Origin of the sequence: Bradyrhizobium diversitatis, assembly GCF_016031635.1 — a bacterium.
GTDB lineage: Bacteria > Pseudomonadota > Alphaproteobacteria > Rhizobiales > Xanthobacteraceae > Bradyrhizobium > Bradyrhizobium diversitatis.
This window is the reverse complement of record NZ_JACEGD010000025.1, coordinates 19,186-36,069: the sequence shown is the minus strand read 5'-3', so window position 1 is coordinate 36,069 and position 16,884 is coordinate 19,186. Positions and strand designations below refer to the sequence as shown.

At 65.8% G+C, this 16,884-nt stretch carries 15 protein-coding genes; 9 read left to right on the top strand and 6 right to left on the bottom strand.

Going from position 1 to position 16,884, the window contains the following annotated elements; genetic code table 11:
• The 4 genes from H1B27_RS25835 to H1B27_RS25820 all read right to left on the bottom strand — a co-directional run bounded on the left by H1B27_RS25835 (nucleotide 1) and on the right by H1B27_RS25820 (nucleotide 3,894).
• Nucleotides 1-633 (bottom strand): LysE family translocator, encoded by a 633-nt coding sequence (locus tag H1B27_RS25835; RefSeq protein WP_197967980.1) that lies wholly within the window; start codon nucleotides 631-633, stop codon nucleotides 1-3.
• A gap of 44 nt (nucleotides 634-677) precedes the next feature.
• On the bottom strand, nucleotides 678-1,940 hold the full coding sequence (gene fabF / locus H1B27_RS25830) for a beta-ketoacyl-ACP synthase II (protein ID WP_197967979.1): 1,263 nt from the start codon (nucleotides 1,938-1,940) through the stop codon (nucleotides 678-680).
• A gap of 1 nt (nucleotide 1,941) precedes the next feature.
• The gene (locus tag H1B27_RS25825) at nucleotides 1,942-2,457 is read right to left on the bottom strand and encodes a winged helix-turn-helix transcriptional regulator (protein ID WP_061878484.1); all 516 of its coding nucleotides are present in this window, start codon (nucleotides 2,455-2,457) and stop codon (nucleotides 1,942-1,944) included.
• Between the two features lie 429 nt (nucleotides 2,458-2,886).
• A complete protein-coding gene (locus tag H1B27_RS25820; protein WP_028178666.1) occupies nucleotides 2,887-3,894 on the bottom strand; it encodes a polyprenyl synthetase family protein in 1,008 nt (335 codons plus the stop codon).
• A gap of 132 nt (nucleotides 3,895-4,026) precedes the next feature.
• Between H1B27_RS25820 and H1B27_RS25815 the strand changes: the two genes are divergently transcribed.
• The 6 genes from H1B27_RS25815 to glyS all read left to right on the top strand — a co-directional run bounded on the left by H1B27_RS25815 (nucleotide 4,027) and on the right by glyS (nucleotide 9,652).
• Nucleotides 4,027-4,254, top strand: a complete 228-nt coding sequence (locus H1B27_RS25815; protein ID WP_028178667.1) for a putative signal transducing protein — start codon at nucleotides 4,027-4,029, stop codon at nucleotides 4,252-4,254.
• Nucleotides 4,247-5,011, top strand: a complete 765-nt coding sequence (locus H1B27_RS25810; protein ID WP_061878483.1) for a tRNA1(Val) (adenine(37)-N6)-methyltransferase — start codon at nucleotides 4,247-4,249, stop codon at nucleotides 5,009-5,011. Before H1B27_RS25815 ends, H1B27_RS25810 begins: the two co-directional genes overlap by 8 nt.
• A gap of 214 nt (nucleotides 5,012-5,225) precedes the next feature.
• Complete coding sequence (locus H1B27_RS25805; RefSeq protein ID WP_197967978.1) at nucleotides 5,226-6,134, top strand: S49 family peptidase; 909 nt, start codon at nucleotides 5,226-5,228, stop codon at nucleotides 6,132-6,134.
• A 94-nt stretch (nucleotides 6,135-6,228) separates the two neighbouring features.
• Nucleotides 6,229-6,420, top strand: a complete 192-nt coding sequence (locus tag H1B27_RS25800) for a hypothetical protein (protein WP_061878481.1) — start codon at nucleotides 6,229-6,231, stop codon at nucleotides 6,418-6,420.
• Between the two features lie 197 nt (nucleotides 6,421-6,617).
• Nucleotides 6,618-7,553 carry a glycine--tRNA ligase subunit alpha gene (locus tag H1B27_RS25795; RefSeq protein WP_197967977.1) on the top strand — a complete coding sequence of 312 codons (936 nt, stop codon included), beginning with the start codon at nucleotides 6,618-6,620 and terminating at the stop codon, nucleotides 7,551-7,553.
• Nucleotides 7,553-9,652, top strand: coding sequence for a glycine--tRNA ligase subunit beta (gene glyS, locus H1B27_RS25790; protein ID WP_197967976.1), 2,100 nt, complete (start codon nucleotides 7,553-7,555; stop codon nucleotides 9,650-9,652). Before H1B27_RS25795 ends, glyS begins: the two co-directional genes overlap by 1 nt.
• Before the next feature lie 288 nt (nucleotides 9,653-9,940).
• Here glyS and H1B27_RS25785 read toward each other — a convergent pair whose 3' ends face one another.
• Complete coding sequence (locus H1B27_RS25785) at nucleotides 9,941-10,294, bottom strand: DUF1236 domain-containing protein (protein WP_061878711.1); 354 nt, start codon at nucleotides 10,292-10,294, stop codon at nucleotides 9,941-9,943.
• Between the two features lie 225 nt (nucleotides 10,295-10,519).
• Here H1B27_RS25785 and H1B27_RS25780 point away from each other — a divergent pair, with 225 nt between their 5' ends.
• The 3 genes from H1B27_RS25780 (at nucleotide 10,520) to H1B27_RS25770 (ending at nucleotide 15,813) form a co-directional block, all read left to right on the top strand.
• The gene (locus H1B27_RS25780) at nucleotides 10,520-10,675 is read left to right on the top strand and encodes a DUF3096 domain-containing protein (RefSeq protein WP_008562090.1); all 156 of its coding nucleotides are present in this window, start codon (nucleotides 10,520-10,522) and stop codon (nucleotides 10,673-10,675) included.
• 95 nt (nucleotides 10,676-10,770) lie between these two features.
• On the top strand, nucleotides 10,771-13,698 hold the full coding sequence (gene ppdK / locus H1B27_RS25775; RefSeq protein ID WP_197967975.1) for a pyruvate, phosphate dikinase: 2,928 nt from the start codon (nucleotides 10,771-10,773) through the stop codon (nucleotides 13,696-13,698).
• A gap of 666 nt (nucleotides 13,699-14,364) precedes the next feature.
• Complete coding sequence (locus tag H1B27_RS25770; protein WP_197967974.1) at nucleotides 14,365-15,813, top strand: cell wall hydrolase; 1,449 nt, start codon at nucleotides 14,365-14,367, stop codon at nucleotides 15,811-15,813.
• A 185-nt stretch (nucleotides 15,814-15,998) separates the two neighbouring features.
• Here H1B27_RS25770 and nadC read toward each other — a convergent pair whose 3' ends face one another.
• Complete coding sequence (gene nadC, locus H1B27_RS25765; protein WP_197967973.1) at nucleotides 15,999-16,877, bottom strand: carboxylating nicotinate-nucleotide diphosphorylase; 879 nt, start codon at nucleotides 16,875-16,877, stop codon at nucleotides 15,999-16,001.
• Between the last annotated feature and the right edge of the window lie 7 nt (nucleotides 16,878-16,884).

Sequence of the window (16,884 nt, the reverse complement as noted above, 5' to 3'; positions counted from 1 at the left end):
CTATCCATTCGCCGGCCGCCGCGCCAGCGCGAGCGAGAGGCCGAGGCTGGCGATGAAGACGCCGGAGCCTTGCGTGAGACGTCGCATCAGCTGCGGCCGTCCGATCAGCTGCGAGCGTGTTGCGGAGGCCATCAGCACCACCACGACATCGGCGAGCGTGTTGAGCGCGACCGAGATCGCACCCAGCACAATGAATTGCAGCGTCGGGTTCGATCCCGAGGGATCGAGGAATTGCGGAATGAAGGCAAGGAAGAACGCCGCCGTCTTCGGGTTCAGGGCTTCGACCAGCACGCCGTCGCGGAAGGCGCGCCTGTCGCCGACGGCCGCGCTCTCGAGCGACAGCGCGCGGCCGGCGCTGCGAAACGTCTTGATCCCGAGCCACACCAGATAGAGCGCGCCGACGAATTTAACGACGGCGAACAGTTCCGCGGTGGCCAGGATGATCGCGGAGATGCCGAGGCCGCCCGCGACGACATGAACCAGCCCGCCCAGCGCCGTGCCTGAGGTCGACGCCAGGCCGCTCGCGCGTCCCTCCGACAGGGTTCGTGCCGCGACGTAAAAAATGCCGGGGCCCGGAACGGCGGCAATGAGGCAAGCTGCGGCCAGGAACAGCCAGAAATTCGTTTCGGTCATCCTGTTTTCGTAGCGGAGCGACCGGCGATTGCAAGGCCTCTTGCTTAGCCCATCCGGCGGAAGATCACGCTGGCATTGACTCCGCCGAACCCGAACCCGTTCGAGATGGCGCTCTGCATCGGCATCGCTCTCGCTGCGCCGGCAACGATGTCGATGCCTTCGGCGCCGGGATCCGGATTTTCGAGATTGAGCGTCGGCGGCGCGGTCTGGTCGCGCAAAGCCAGCACGGTGAAGATCGCCTCCAGCCCGCCGGCGGCGCCGAGCAGGTGCCCGGTGGCCGATTTGGTCGCGCTCACGGCAATGCCGCGGTTACGGCCGAACAGCGCGGCGATCGCGCCGAGCTCGCTCTCGTCGCCGGCCGGCGTCGATGTCGCATGCGCGTTCAGGTGCTGCAGATCCGCAGGCTCGAGCTTCGCCTGCCGAAGCGCGATCTCCATGGCGCGGCGGGCGCCGTCGCCATCGGGCGGACCCGAGGTCATGTGATAGGCGTCCGCGGTCGTGCCGTAGCCGGCGATCTCCGCGATCGGCGTCGCGCCGCGCGCCTGTGCATGTTCCAGCGCCTCGATCACCAGGATGCCGGCGCCTTCGCCCATCACGAAGCCGTCGCGGTCGCGATCGAATGGGCGCGAGGCGCGCGCGGGGTCGTCGTTGAAGCCGCTCGACAGCGCGCGGGCCGCCGCAAAGCCGCCGAGGCTGACGATGTCGATGCAGGCCTCCGCGCCGCCGCAGATCGCGACATCGGCCTCGCCGGCGCGGATCATGCGCGCGGCGTCGCCGATCGCCTGCACGCCGGCGGCACAGGCGGTGACCGGCGTGCCCAGTGCACCCTTGTAGCCGTATTTGATCGAGACCTGGCCGGCCGCGAGATTGGCGAGGAACGAAGGGACCGTGAACGGCGAGAGCCGGCGCGCACCGCGCTTCTCGGTGATGCGCACCGCCTCCGCCATCGCCGGAAAGCCGCCGATGCCGGAGGCGATGATCGTCGCGGTGCGCTCCAGCGCGCTTGCGTCCTGCGGCATCCATTTGGCCTGTGCGACCGCTTCTGCGGCGGCGAGCAGCGCGAACAGGATGAAGCGGTCCATCTTGCGCTGGTCTTTTGGCGCGGCGGCCTGCGCGGGATCGAAGCCGCCATCGGCGTCATCGGCGTTGTCGGGCACGAGACCGGCGATGCGCGCCGGCAGTGCCTGCGCCCAATCGGGCAGAGGGCGCAGCCCGCTTTGGCCGGCGAGCAGCCGCCGCCATGTCAGTTCGACGCCGCAGCCGAGCGGCGACACCGCGCCCATGCCAGTCACGACGATACGACGCATGTCAGTCTCCAGCCGGCGCAACGGCCGCGTTCATGGCCTTGAGCGAAGCGAGCCGCGCGCGCATTCCGCGGCTGGCGCGGGGCCCCGCGATGACGACCGCATTGGCGAGCGTGATCGGACGCATGTCGGCGGCATCGACCACGAGCGGCTTGAGCGGGCGAACGTCGCTCCGGTTCGCCAGCAGGATGGATTCGCCCCTCGGCGCGAGATGCTTGTTGCCCCAGGCGAGCAGCGTAGCGATCACGGGGAAGAAATCCCGCGCCTTGTCCGTCAGCACGTATTCGTAGCGCGGCGGACGCTCGTTGTAGCGGCGCCGGGCGAACATTCCGCTCGCAGTGAGATGGGCGAGACGCCGCGACAGGATGTTCGGCGCGATTCCGAGGCTTTGCGAGAACTCGTCGAACTTCGTCGCGCCCTGAAACGCATCGCGCAGGATCAGGATGCTCCACCATTCGCCGACCGTCTCCACGGCGCGGCCGACGGGGCATTCCTGGATGGAGGGAGATCGAGGCTGCATATGCAGGAGATTAGGGTAGTAGCTTTCAAAATGCAAGTAACTGGTGCCGCGATGTATAGGGATGAAGACGGCCGCGAGACCACGACGCTATCGCACAGATCGAACTCGACTTTGCGAACGATGGCGGTGCGCCATGCTCCGTCATTGCGAGCGCAGCGAAGCAATCCAGATTCCGTCCGCGGAGACAGTCTGGATTGCTTCGCTGCGCTCGCAATGACGATGGTGATGCAGCGTGCATCCAGTCGTCACCGTCCCTCTGAGGGGCGAAAAGAGAGAAGCTATAGTGGCGCTGGTCCAGTCTCGAAGGGCGATGGTCCCGCTGCATCCGGGCCATGCGTCCTTCGAGGTCCCCATGGGACGCGTTGCGCCCTATGCCTCGCGCCTCAGGACGACGGAGTTGCTAGTGGATGCGGAAAGAGCGTCAGTGGCTCAGTGCGACCTTGCCAAACAGAACGCCACGACCTGCTCCAGCGCGCTCTTCATCGGCGAGGGCGGGAACAGTGCCAGTGCGTCGACGGCCATGGCGCCGTAGTGCTGGGCGCGGCTCAGCGTATCCTCTAGCGCGCGGTGCTTGTTCATCAGGCCGATGGCGTGGTCGAGATCGCCGTCGCCGATCTCGCCGCGCTCCAGCGCGCGAATCCAGAAGGCGCGCTCGGTGTCGTTGCCGCGGCGGAAGGCCAGCACGACCGGCAGGGTGATCTTGCCCTCGCGGAAATCGTCGCCGGTGTTCTTGCCGAGCTTGGCGCTCTTGCCGCCATAGTCGAGCACGTCGTCGACGAGCTGGAAGGCGATGCCGAGATTCATGCCGACCGAGCGGCAGGCGGTCTGCTCCGCCTTCGGCCGGTTGGCGATGACGGGACCGACCTCGCAGGCGGCGGCGAACAATTCGGCGGTCTTGCCGCGGATCACGGCAAGATATTCGTCCTCGGTGGTCGCGGTGTTCTTGGCGGCGGCCAGCTGCATCACCTCGCCCTCTGCGATGGTCGCGGCGGCCGCGGAGAGGATGTCGAGCGCGCGGAGCGATCCGACCTCGACCATCATGCGGAAGGCCTGGCCGAGCAGGAAGTCGCCGACCAGTACGCTCGCTTCGTTGCCCCAGAGCATGCGCGCCGACAGCTTGCCGCGGCGCATCTCGCTCTCGTCGACGACGTCGTCGTGGAGCAGGGTGGCGGTATGCATGAACTCGACGGAGGCAGCTAACTTGATATGGCCGTCGCCGGCATAGCCGGCCAGGTTGGCCATGGCGAGCGTCAGCATCGGGCGCAGGCGTTTGCCCCCGGAGGAGATCAGGTGATTGGCGACCTCGGGGATCATGGTCACCTCGGAGCCGGTCCGCGACAGAATCGTGGCGTTGACGCGCTCCATGTCAGGGGCGACAAGGGCAACCAGCTCTTCGATCGACGCGCCGGGAGTTTCGAAAGGTACGATGACGGCCACGCCGGTCTCCAATATTTGCCCCGGAAGGGCTATTCTGATGGAAAGACAATAGAAACTGGCGACGGACGCGGCAAGACCTCGGAACCATTGACATTTGCCGCATGCCCCCCTTTCAGGCAGGAGATCTGCGTTTTGCGCGAACTGGTTCGGACCAATGACATGGTGCTGGTGTCGGCGATCGGCGCGCTGCTCGACGGTGCCAACATCCATCATCTGGTGCTGGACCAGAACATGAGCATCATCGAGGGCTCGCTCGGCATATTGCCGCGGCGGATCCTGGTCCATGAGGACGATGTCCAGGAAGCCAGGGCTCTCCTCACCGAAGCCGGCCTCAGCCACGAACTGCGCGGCGATGATTGAGGCCGCAGATATTACCGAGGACGCCTTTCTCGGCGGGCAATTGCGGTTGAAGCAGAAGCGATCCGGCCATCGCGCCGGGCATGACGCCATCCTGCTTGCGGCGGCGACCGACGCCCTGGCGGGGGACCGCGTAGTCGATTTCGGCGCAGGTGTCGGTACGGCCGGTCTGGCGCTGGCCCGCCGCGTCGCGGGCATCAGGCTCAGCCTGGTCGAGATCGATCCGGAGCTGGCCGAGCTCGCGCGTGGCAACGCGGCGGCGAATGCGATTGCCGCCGAGACGATCGTGCTTGACGTCACGGGCGAGGCGCAGGCGTTTACGTCAAACGGGCTGTCGCCCGACAGCGCCGACGTGGTGTTGATGAATCCGCCCTTCAACGATCCGGCCCGGCATCGCGCCTCGCCGGACCGGGCGCGTCACAGCGCGCATGTGGCGACGGAAGTGACCCTGCATGCCTGGGTGCATGCAGCGCGCCGTATCCTCCGATCCAATGGCGTGCTGACCCTGATCTGGCGTGCAGATGGAATTGCGGATGTCCTGGCAGCGCTGTCACGCGGTTTCGGCAGTCTCTCGATCCTGCCGGTTCACGGCGAGGCCGGGCGGCCCGCGATCCGCGTGCTGGTGCGCGCGGTGAAAGGCGGCCGGGCCCCGACGCGATTGCTGCCGGGCCTCATGCTCAACGACGAGTCACGCTTGTCCAAAAGCGAGGTGACGGAGATTCTGGAAGGGAGAGCGGCGTTGCCGCTGCTGGAACCGTGAGGGCTTACCGGGGAAGCGATTCCGACTGCTGCTCTTGCGGTGACGTGAGGCGGATCGCCATGAACAGCGCGCCGATCAGCAGCATCAGAAGATAGATTTTCATGGTGTTCTCCGCTGCCTCATTGCAGCCTCCCAACGGGAAAACTGCAAAGCACGTTCCGGGCACTTCCAATGACAGTCGCGTGATAAGAAATGGTTAATCAGAGGTAACGGCATGGCCGAACAATTGAACGATCGTGAGAGTTCCGGCCTGGCCGACAAGCTCATGCAATATCTGCCGGCGCGATTTCGGCCGGGTACCCCGGTCGTGCCGGTGGTGCGGCTGTCAGGAGTGATCGGTGCGGTGACGCCGCTGCGCCCGGGGTTGACGCTTGCCGGCATCGCGCGGGTGCTCGAGCGCGCGTTTTCGTATCGGCACGCCAAGGCCGTGGCGCTGGTGATCAATTCTCCCGGCGGCTCGCCGGTGCAGTCGCGTCAGATCTACGTGCGCATCAAGCAACTTGCGGCGGAGAAGAAGCTGCCGGTGCTCGTGTTCGTCGAGGACGTCGCAGCGTCCGGTGGCTACATGATCGCCTGCGCCGGCGACGAGATCATCTGCGATCCGTCCTCGATCCTCGGCTCGATCGGCGTGGTCGGCGGCAGTTTTGGCTTTCAGGAGGCGATCAGGCGGCTCGGCATCGAGCGGCGCCTCTATACGGCCGGCGAACACAAGGCGATGCTCGACCCGTTCCTTCCCGAAAACCCCGACGACGTCGCCAAGCTGAAGGCGATCCAGCGCGAGATCCACCGGATCTTCATCTCGCTGGTCAAGGACAGCCGCGGCGCACGGTTGAAGGGAGCGGACGAGACCCTGTTCACGGGCGAATACTGGGCTGGCGACAGTGCCATCGCGCTGGGGCTCGCCGACGGCATCGGCGATCTCCGCTCAACTCTTCGTGCCCGCTATGGCGAGAAGGTTCTCACCCCCGTGATCGCGCAGCCGACCGGGCTGCTCTCCGGCCTTTTGGGGCGGAAATCGCCCGGCGCGGGGCAGCTTTCAGCCCTGGAATCAATGGCCGGCTTGCCGGACGAGCTGATCTCGGCGGTCGAGACACGGGCGATCTGGGCGAAATTCGGGTTCTAGGCAGCGCCATTTGGCCCGGGCCGCGCCAATTGCGGCGCTGGCCCATCTGCGCAACAATGCAGGTGGGGGCTGAGCACTAGACGAGGATCGACCGATGCCGCCGTTCGTCGCTTTCGCGGGCGTCCTGGGCGGGCTTGCCGTGGTCCGCTGGGCCTACAAGACCGCTGTCCGGATCAACCAGGAGCTGGAGGAGATGCGCCTGTCGCGCGTCACTGAAGCCGCCCGCATGGGGGATATCCAGACGCTGAAGCGTGACCCCGTGACCGGAGCTTATCGTCCGGGTTAGTCGCCACAAACGTCATGCCCGGGCTTGTCCCGGGCATCCACGTTCTTCGTGCCGCGACCAAGGTCGTGGATGGCCGGGACAAGCCCGGCCATGACGGAGTACAGGGCCATTTCCGGCCCCCTTCGCCTTGATTCCCACCCCCGCCGTCGATACGGTCCCGCGCGATTCAAAACCCCCCGCGAGAGCCCGATCTGACGATGGACGCCTCATTGCCCGCCCATATGCGCCCGGAACGCTCGTTCCAGGGCTTCATCCTCGCGCTCCAGCGGTTCTGGGCCGAGCAGGGCTGCGTGATCCTGCAGCCCTACGACATGGAGATGGGCGCGGGCACCTTCCATCCGGCGACCACCCTGCGCGCGCTCGGGCCAAAGCCCTGGAACGCCGCCTATGTGCAGCCCTCGCGCCGGCCCAAGGACGGTCGTTACGGCGAGAATCCGAACCGGATGCAGCACTACTACCAGTTCCAGGTGATCATGAAGCCGTCGCCGCCGAATCTTCAGGATCTGTACCTGAAGTCGCTTGCCGCGATCGGCATCGATTCCGCCGTGCACGACATCCGCTTCGTCGAGGACGATTGGGAGAGTCCGACGCTCGGTGCCTGGGGTTTGGGCTGGGAGTGCTGGTGCGACGGCATGGAGGTCAGCCAGTTCACTTACTTCCAGCAGGTCGCGGGATTCGAATGCGCGCCGGTCGCGGGCGAGCTCACCTACGGGCTCGAGCGCCTCGCGATGTATGTGCAGGGCGTCGACCGCGTCTACGACCTCAACTTCAACGGCCGCGAGGGTGACGCCAAGGTCACCTACGGTGACGTCTTCCTGCAGGCCGAGCGGGAATACTCGAAGCACAATTTCGAAGTCGCCGACACCGCGATGCTGTTCGAGCAGTTCAAGATGGCCGAAGCGGCGTGCCGGAAATATCTCGATGCCGGCTGGAAAGACGGCAAGCGCGAGGCGCATCTGATGGCGCTGCCGGCTTACGACCAGTGCATCAAGGCGAGCCACGTCTTCAACCTGCTTGATGCGCGCGGCGTGATCTCCGTGACCGAGCGGCAGAGCTACATTCTCCGGGTGCGCGAACTGGCAAAAGCCTGCGGCGAGGCCTGGATCCATACTGAAGCGGGCGGAGCGGCCTGATGCCCGATCTTTTGCTTGAATTGTTCTCGGAAGAAATCCCCGCGCGCATGCAAGGCAAGGCGGCGGACGATCTGCGCCGCCTCGTCACCGACAAGCTCGTCGCCGAAGGCCTGGTTTATGAGGGCGCGAAAGCGTTCGCGACGCCGCGCCGCCTCGCGCTCACCGTGCACGGAATCCCTGCGCGCCAGCCCGACCTCAAGACCGAACGCCGCGGCCCCAAAATCGGCGCGCCCGATGCGGCCGTGCAGGGCTTCCTGAAGGCGACAGGATTGAAGTCGCTGGACGAGGCCAAGATCCAGCGCGACCCCAAGGGCGATTTCTACATCGGCTTGATCGAGAAGCCCGGCCGCGATGCGATCGACGTGCTCGCGGAGATCCTGCCTGTGATCATCCGCACCTTCCCCTGGCCGAAATCGATGCGCTGGGGCGCGCGTTCCGGAAAACCCGGCTCGCTGAACTGGGTGCGCCCACTGCACGCGATCACCGCGACGTTCGGGCTCGAGACCGAAGAGCCCGATGTCGTGAAATTCTCGGTGGACGGCATCGAGGCCGGCCAGACCACTTACGGCCACCGCTTCCTTGCGCCCGCGGCTATTTCCGTGCGCCGCTTCGAGGACTACGAAGCAAAATTGCTCGACGCCAAGGTCGTGCTCGACCCCGAGCGCCGCAAGGACGCGATCCTCACCGACGCCAAGCAGTTGGCCTTCGCGCAGGGCTTCGAGCTGGTTGAGGACCAGAACCTGCTCGACGAGGTTGCCGGCCTCGTCGAATGGCCGGTCGTGCTGATGGGCTCGTTCGAGCCGGAGTTCCTGGCGACGCCGGCGGAGGTGATCCGTGCCACCATCCGCAACAACCAGAAATGCTTCGTGGTGCGCGATCCCAAGACGGGCAAGCTCGCCAACAAGTTCATCCTGGTCGCCAACATCGAGGCCACCGACGGCGGTGCGACCATCATCGCCGGCAACGAGCGCGTCATCCGCGCGCGGCTATCGGATGCGAAGTTCTTCTACGAGACCGATCTGAAGACCAAGCTCGAGGACCGGCTGCCGAAGTTCGATCAGATCGTGTTCCACGAGAAGCTCGGCACCCAGGCCGAACGCATCAAGCGCATCGAGCGCCTTGCCGCGGAGATCGCGCCGCTGGTCGGCGCCGACGTCGCCAAGGTGACACGCGCCGCGCATCTTGCGAAGGCGGATTTGCTGACGGAGGTCGTCGGTGAATTCCCCGAGGTGCAGGGCCTGATGGGCAAGTACTACGCTCTGGCCCAGGGCGAGGACGCTTCCGTCGCCGCGGCCTGCGAAGAGCACTACAAGCCGCAGGGGCCGGCCGATCGCGTACCGACCGATCCGGTGAGCGTCGCGGTGGCGCTCGCCGATAAAATCGATACGCTCGTCGGCTTCTGGGCCATCGACGAAAAGCCGACGGGCAGCAAGGACCCCTATGCTCTGCGGAGAGCGGCATTGGGCGTAATCAGGCTGATTGCCGAGAATGCGCTTCGTCTGTCGTTGATGAAGGTGGCGGCGTCTGCGCTCGCCGGCTTGTCGGTGAAGCCTACCGATGCGCAGAAGCTTCCGAGCGACCTGCTCGCCTTCTTCGCCGACCGTCTCAAGGTCCAGCTTCGCGAGCAGGGCGCACGGCACGATCTCGTCGACGCCGTGTTCGCGCTCGGCGGCCAGGACGATCTCCTCATGATCGTCCGCCGCGTCGAGGCGCTCGGTAAGTTCCTCGATAGCGACGACGGCAAGAACCTGCTGGCCGGCACCAAGCGCGCCAGCAACATCCTCTCGATCGAGGAGAAGAAGGACAAGCGCACGTTCGACGGTGCGCCCGATGCCGCGCTTTACAGCCTCGATGAGGAAAAGGCGCTGGCCAAGGCGATCGGCGAGGTCAAGGCGGAAGCCAGCGCCGCCGTCGCCAGGGAAGACTTTGCCGCCGCAATGAGCGCGATGGCAAAGCTGCGTCCGCCGGTCGATGCGTTCTTCGACAAGGTTCGCGTCAACGACGACGATGCGAAGGTGCGCGAGAACCGCTTGAAGCTGCTCAACGAGATCCGCAGCGCCACGCGGGCGGTGGCGGATTTCTCCAAGATCCAGGATTGAGGCGCGGATATTGTCGCTTTCGTGCCCCGGACGCAGCGCAGCGCTTCTTCAGCGATGCGCTGCAGAGCCGGGGCCCATGCCGGTCGAGCGCGCGGAGATTCTGGGTCCCGGCTCTGCGTCGCAACGCTTGCGCGTTGCGCCTTGTCCGGGACACAGGAGTGACAGAGCGCGTAAAAAAAGTGCCCCACCCGGCGGGGGGAGGACCGGGCAGGGCCTGATGTCCGCATTAAACTGCTCGCGCCAGCCTGATATGGCGCGCCGGACATCTAGTCGATCTCGGTCAGTCGATCAGTCCAGCACCTCGACGATGCGGCGCGAGCGCGGCTCGACCAGCACGGTCTCGCCATTCACGACGGTGTAGCGATAGGTGGTGGCGCCGAAACGTTGCGGCACGTCATAATAAGTGACGCCGCTTTCGGGTAAGGTGGCGCCGACCACCACGCGATCCGGAATCCTGAAGGGCGGCACACGTTGCTCGACGACATATTCGCGGAAGGCCGGCCGCTGCTCGACCGCGATGGTCGGGGCGCTGTCGACCACGGCCGGGGCGCGTCCCACCGTGACACCGCTTTGCGCCTGCGCCGCAAGGGGCGAGCCGGTCGCGGCCGCGAGCGCTGCAAGAGCAAGAATCCTGTTCCGCATGGACAACTCCTTCGACGTGTTTTTTCGGACGCGCCAGTGGCGCGACCGGTTGCCAATGCGTGCCTCATGGCAATGTTCCGGGAAAAGGGCTGCCGCATTCGCGGCAATTTCGGGCAGTTTTCGCGAAGGGCGGAACTCGCGGTGCGTTCTGCGCATCTCTACTCCCGGAACCGGGCCGGCTATGATCCGCGCGCGATTCGTCCCACCTCCACAGAAAGATAGTTCATGCACATCACCGTCGCCCACATTTCGCCGATCCTGTCGTTGATTGCGGGCGTGCTCATCCTGATCATGCCGCGACTCCTCAACCTCATCGTCGCGATCTTCCTCATCGTCAACGGCGCGATCGGGCTCGGGCTCCTGAAGTGGCTCCGCTTCTAGGCGTCACTTTTCGGAACTGTCCGACTTGCGCGGGCCCGCCCAAAGTGGTGTAAGGCCCGCGATTTCCCATTCCTCTCGCAGGTTGTGTGCAAGCTATGGCCAAAGCCGCCTCGAAGCCCAAGAAAATCCCAGCGAAAATGCCAGCGAAATCAAAGTCCTCTGCCGTCGCGAAAGCCGCGCCGCCGGCCCGCAAGACGCTGGCCAAGAGCGCGCCGAAGCCGGTCGCCAAATCTGCTGCAAAGCCGGCGGCAAAGGCCGTGACCAAGGCGGCTCTGCCGAAGGTCGCCGCGAAGCCCGCACCGAAGAAGGCTGCGCCCGCCAAGGCGGCGCCAGCCGCGGCCAAGGCCGGCAAATGGGTGTTCACATTCGGTGACGGCAAGGCCGAGGGCCGCTCGGAAATGCGCGACCTGCTCGGCGGCAAGGGCGCCAACCTCGCCGAAATGGCCAATCTCGGCCTGCCGGTGCCTCCCGGCTTCACCATCCCGACCTCGGTCTGCACCTACTTTTACGCACACGACAAGACCTACCCGAAGGAGTTGCAGTCGCAGGTTGAGAAGGCGCTGGACTATGTCGGCAAGTTGACCGGCAAGATCTTCGGCGATGCCAAGAACCCGCTGCTCGTCTCGGTGCGCTCCGGCGCGCGCGCCTCGATGCCGGGCATGATGGACACCGTGCTCAATCTCGGCCTCAACGACCAGACCGTGGAAGCGCTGGCCGAATTGTCGGGCGACCGCCGCTTCGCCTTTGACAGCTACCGCCGCTTCATCACCATGTATTCCGACGTGGTGCTCGGCTTCGAGCACCATCACTTCGAGGAAATCCTCGACACCTTCAAGGACACGCAGGGCTACACGCTCGACACCGACCTGTCCGCCGACGACTGGGTCGAACTGGTCGGCAAGTACAAGGACGCAGTCGCGCGCGAGACCGGCAAGGAGTTCCCGCAGGATCCGCACGACCAGCTCTGGGGCGCGATCGGCGCGGTGTTTTCCTCCTGGATGAACGCGCGCGCGGTGACCTACCGCAAGCTGCACGACATTCCGGAATCCTGGGGCACCGCGGTCAACGTGCAGGCCATGGTGTTCGGCAACATGGGCGAGACCTCGGCGACCGGCGTTGCCTTCACCCGCAATCCCTCGACCGGCGAGAGCAAGCTCTACGGCGAGTTCCTGATCAACGCACAGGGCGAGGACGTGGTGGCGGGCATCCGCACGCCGCAGGACATCACCGAGGAGGCGCGGAAGGAGTCGGGCTCCGACAAGGCGTCGATGGAATCGGCGATGCCGGAGGCCTTCAAGGAGCTGACGCGAATCTACACGCTGCTCGAAAAGCACTACCGCGACATGCAGGACATGGAGTTCACGGTCGAGCAGGGCAAGCTCTGGATGCTCCAGACCCGCGGCGGCAAGCGCACTGCGAAAGCGGCGCTGCGCATCGCGGTCGAGCTTGCCAATGAAGGCCTGATCTCGAAGAAGGAAGCGGTGACGCGGATCGATCCGGCCTCGCTCGATCAGCTCTTGCATCCGACCATCGATCCCAACGCCAAGCGCGACGTGATCGCGACCGGCCTGCCGGCATCCCCGGGTGCTGCCTCCGGCGAGATCGTGTTCTCCTCGGATGAAGCGGCCAAGCTTCAGGCCGACGGGCGCAAGGTGATCCTGGTCCGCATCGAGACCAGCCCGGAAGACATCCACGGCATGCATGCTGCCGAAGGCATCCTGACCACCCGCGGCGGCATGACCTCGCATGCGGCGGTGGTCGCGCGCGGCATGGGCAAGCCCTGCGTCTCCGGCTGCGGCACCATCCGCGTCGACTACGGCCGCGGCACCATGAGCATCGGCTCGCGCACCTTCAAGACCGGCGACGTCATCACCATCGACGGATCGCTCGGCCAGGTGCTCGCCGGCCGCATGCCGATGATCGAGCCGGAACTGTCCGGCGAGTTTGGCACGCTGATGAACTGGGCCGACCAGGTCCGCAAGATCGGCGTGCGCGTCAATGCCGACACGCCCGACGACGCGCGCACCGCTATCAAGTTCGGCGCGGAAGGCATCGGCCTCTGCCGCACCGAGCACATGTTCTTCGAGGAGACGCGCATCCGCACGGTGCGCGAGATGATCCTCTCCGAGGACGAGCAGTCGCGCCGTGCCGCGCTCGCAAAGCTGCTGCCGATGCAGCGCGCCGACTTCGTCGAGCTGTTCGAGATCATGAAGGGCCTGCCCGTCACGATCCGCCTGCTCGACCCGCCGCTGCACGAGTTCCTGCCGCACACCCATGCCGAGGTCGAGGAAGTGGCGCGCGCCATGAACACCGACCCGCGGCGCCTGGCCGACCGCGCGCGCGAGCTCTCGGAGTTCAACCCGATGCTCGGCTTCCGCGGCTGCCGCATCGCGATCGCCTATCCGGAGATCGCCGAGATGCAGGCGCGCGCGATCTTCGAGGCGGCGGTCGAGGCGCAGAAGCGCACCGGCAAGGCCGTCGGCCTCGAGGTGATGGTGCCGCTGATCGCGACCAAGGCCGAGCTGGATCTCGTCAAGGCGCGGATCGATGCGACCGCACAGTCCGTGATGCGCGACACCAACACCAAGCTGGCTTATCAGGTCGGTACCATGATCGAGCTGCCGCGCGCCTGCCTGCTCGCGGCCGAGATCGCACAATCGGCCGAGTTCTTCTCGTTCGGCACCAACGACCTGACGCAGACGACCTACGGCATCAGCCGCGACGATGCGGCGAGCTTCCTCGGTCCCTACGTCGCGAAGGGCATCCTCTTGGTCGATCCCTTCATCTCCCTGGATCAGGAAGGCGTCGGCGAGCTCGTCAAGATCGGCGTCGCGCGCGGCCGCAAGACCCGTGCCTCGCTCAAGGTCGGCATCTGCGGCGAGCACGGCGGCGATCCCGCCTCCGTCGCCTTCTGTCACCACATCGGTCTCAACTACGTCTCCTGCTCGCCCTACCGCGTGCCGATTGCCCGGCTCGCAGCAGCGCAAGCGGCGCTCGGCAAGGCCGTCGCCAGCCAGGCGTAAGCAGAAGCGCAGATTTGAGTTGAGAGAGGCGGGGGCAAGCCCCGCCTCTTTCATTTTTGGCGCCGTTCTTGCCACGCCGTCATTGCGAGCGCAGCGAAGCAATCCAGAGTCTTTCAGCGGAAGGATTCTGGATTGCTTCGCTGCGCTCGCAATGACGAGTTCGTGGGACGTGCTCGCCACACATTCCGTTGTCATCGCGCAGCTTGCCGCCTTCGCTGAAGCTTCGGCGAGCCGAGCGCACCTGCAGGCCTCGGCGTAGCCTTGGCGGAGCCGGGACCGGGCGATCCAGTACGCCGAGACGGTAGTGATTGAATCGAGACGCGGCGGCGTACTGGATTCCCCGCCTTCGCGGGGAATGACACCGGTGATGAGGAAGCGCTTTGCGCGAACCCAGCACCGGGATCTCATCACACGTCCCGTAATGATACGCATGCGCAAGAGTTCCTTCACCATGCGCATTGACCGGACGTTTACCTCTTCGCGTGAGGCCGCATTTACCAATGCGCGACATCGCCCCGTGAAAACATCTGTGTTCGCTTGAGTGTGCCGTATGCGCAACGCGGATTAACGCCCCGGCAACCTAAATTGGATACTTACGATAAAGATCGAATTGCACGGATGTACTGAGTTCGATCAGACGAGCGTAAGCGTAGCGTGAGCGTATCGATGTCAGTGTTGCGTAACCATCCGAAGGGCGCGCGGTTCGCGTCCTTCGGCATCGGTCTCTGCATCTTCGCATTGATGCCGAGAGAGACCGGCTATCAGGACATTGCCTCGCTGCTGGCGCGCCAGCCCGGCGTCGCCGAGCGTTGGCAGAAGCAGGTGTTTTCCGCTGCGTCCTCGATCCAGCTTGCGACCTACAGCTTCTCGCGGCCGATCGGCACCTCCGCTCCGCAGAGCGCGATGGTTCGGCTCGCGAGCCTCGACGGCCGCGACGTCACCGGCGCGATCAGCCGCAATCCTGCGCTTCAGGCGCCGCCGCGCTATCAGGCCTCCGACTTTCCCAAAGTCGATCGCTCCCTGAAGGGTGACCGCCTCGCAACCGTCGTGCCGACGCAGGCCCCCGAGACGGTCGCACCGGCGGCAGAGCCGGCACAGGAAGATCCCGCGACGTCGAACCGCTCGGTGTTCGGCGCCAAGACCGCCGAGTTGCCGCAGGCGATGTCGCCGGAATCCGCGGCCGTGCTCGATCCCGAACTCCAGGAGGCGTTGCGCGCGCCGCCGCTGCCGCAATATTCCAATCCGCCGCAGGCCAGCGACGCTGCGCGCGCGCTCGCGACCGCGCCGCTGGAGGCGTTGAAGCGGGCTCCCGCCGCGCCGGTACCGGCGCGCGATCCCTTCGCCGTCAAGACCTCGAGCCTGTTCTTCGGCAGCTCATCGCTCGGAGGCAATCTCGAGCCCATCGAGAGCTGGCAGCCGGGCGCCGAGCCGCTGATCGTGATGCCCGATCCCGACATGAAGGTGACGGCTTCGCTGTCGCCGCCATCGGTGGAGATTTCCAGGGAGATCGAAGGCGGCGAGAGCGTTGCGCCGAAGGGCGAGGTCAATGCCGACAACCAGCGCGCCAGATCACCGGCGGAGCGGCTCGCGCTCGACGACAAGTCGCGCGCGAAATCGGAGAAATGCCTCGCCGAGGCCGTCTATTTCGAATCCCGTGGCGAGGCCGTGCGCGGCCAGATGGCGGTGGCGCAGGTGGTGATGAACCGCGTGTTCTCCGGCAAATATCCCGAAACCGTGTGCGGCGTGGTCTACCAGAACAAGTACCGCCATTTCGCCTGCCAGTTCACCTTCGCCTGCGACAACAATCCGGACGTGATCCGCGAGCCTGAAATGTGGGAGCGCGCCAAGAAAATCTCCAAGGCGATGCTCGACGGCCAGATCTGGCTGCCCGAGGTCGGCAAGTCCACGCACTACCACGCCTATTGGGTCCGCCCGTCCTGGGTCGCCGAGATGAAGAAGCTGTACAAGACCGGCGTGCACACCTTCTATCGGCCGCGCAACTGGGGCGACGGCAGCGAGGAGCCGAGCTGGGGCACCCCGGCCCAGACCGCCGCGCTGTCCGCCGAACTCGCGCAGGAGGCCAAGAGCTCGGCCGAGATGGGCGAGCGGCGGTAAGTTTTCTTACCTCTCCCCGCTTGCGCAACTACGCCCCCTCGCCCCGCTTGCGGGGAGAGGGTTGGGGTGAGGGGGACTCTCCGCGAAGACGGTGAGAGTTGGACTCGTGGAGACTCCCCCTCACCCGGAATTCGCGCTACGCGCGCATTCCGGCCTCTCCCCGCAAGCGGGGAGAGGCGAAGACATCACGCCTCGATATCCAGCGCACAGTCGAAGTTCGGCGCCGAATGCGTCAGCGCGCCCGCCGACGCATAATCGACACCGGTCGCCGCAATCGCGGCGATCGAATCCAGCGTGACGCCGCCGGACGCCTCCAGCTCAAGGCGGCCTTCGTTGATCCTGACGGCCTCGCGCAGCATCGCGAGGTCCATGTTGTCGAGTAGCACCGCGTCGGCCATCCCGCTGTCGAGCACTTCGCGCAGTTGCGCCAGCGTATCGACCTCGATCTCGATCTTGACGAGATGGCCCGCATGGGCACGGGCGCGCTCCAGCACCGGACGTATGCCGCCGGCCACCGCGATGTGGTTGTCCTTGATCAGGATGGCATCGTCGAGCCCGAAGCGATGATTGAAGCCGCCGCCGCAGCGCACCGCGTATTTCTCCAGCGCGCGCAGTCCCGGCGTGGTTTTTCGCGTGCAGCAGATGCGCATCTTCGTGCCTTCGGTGCGCGCGACATAGTCCGCAGTGAGCGTGGCTATGCCCGACAGGCGGCCGACGAAGTTCAGGGCGGTTCGCTCGGCCGTGAGAATGGCGCGTGCGGGGCCCGAGATCGTCAGCGCATGTTGGCCGCGGGCAACCCGCGCGGCGTCGCGGACATGTGCACGCAGCTCGATGTCAGGCGACAGCTTCTGCAGGGTCGCGAGCGCCAGCGGCAATCCGGCGATCACGCCGGACTGGCGCGCGACGAGGATCGCCTGCGCCCTCGTCGCTTCCGGGATCGTCGCAAGCGAGGTGATGTCGCCGGCGCGGCCGAGGTCCTCGTCGAGCGCGCGCTGCACGGCCTCGTCGATCGCGAGCGGAGAGAGAAAGGCGTCGGGATAGAGCAGTGAGGTCGGGGTGATCATGGGGCCT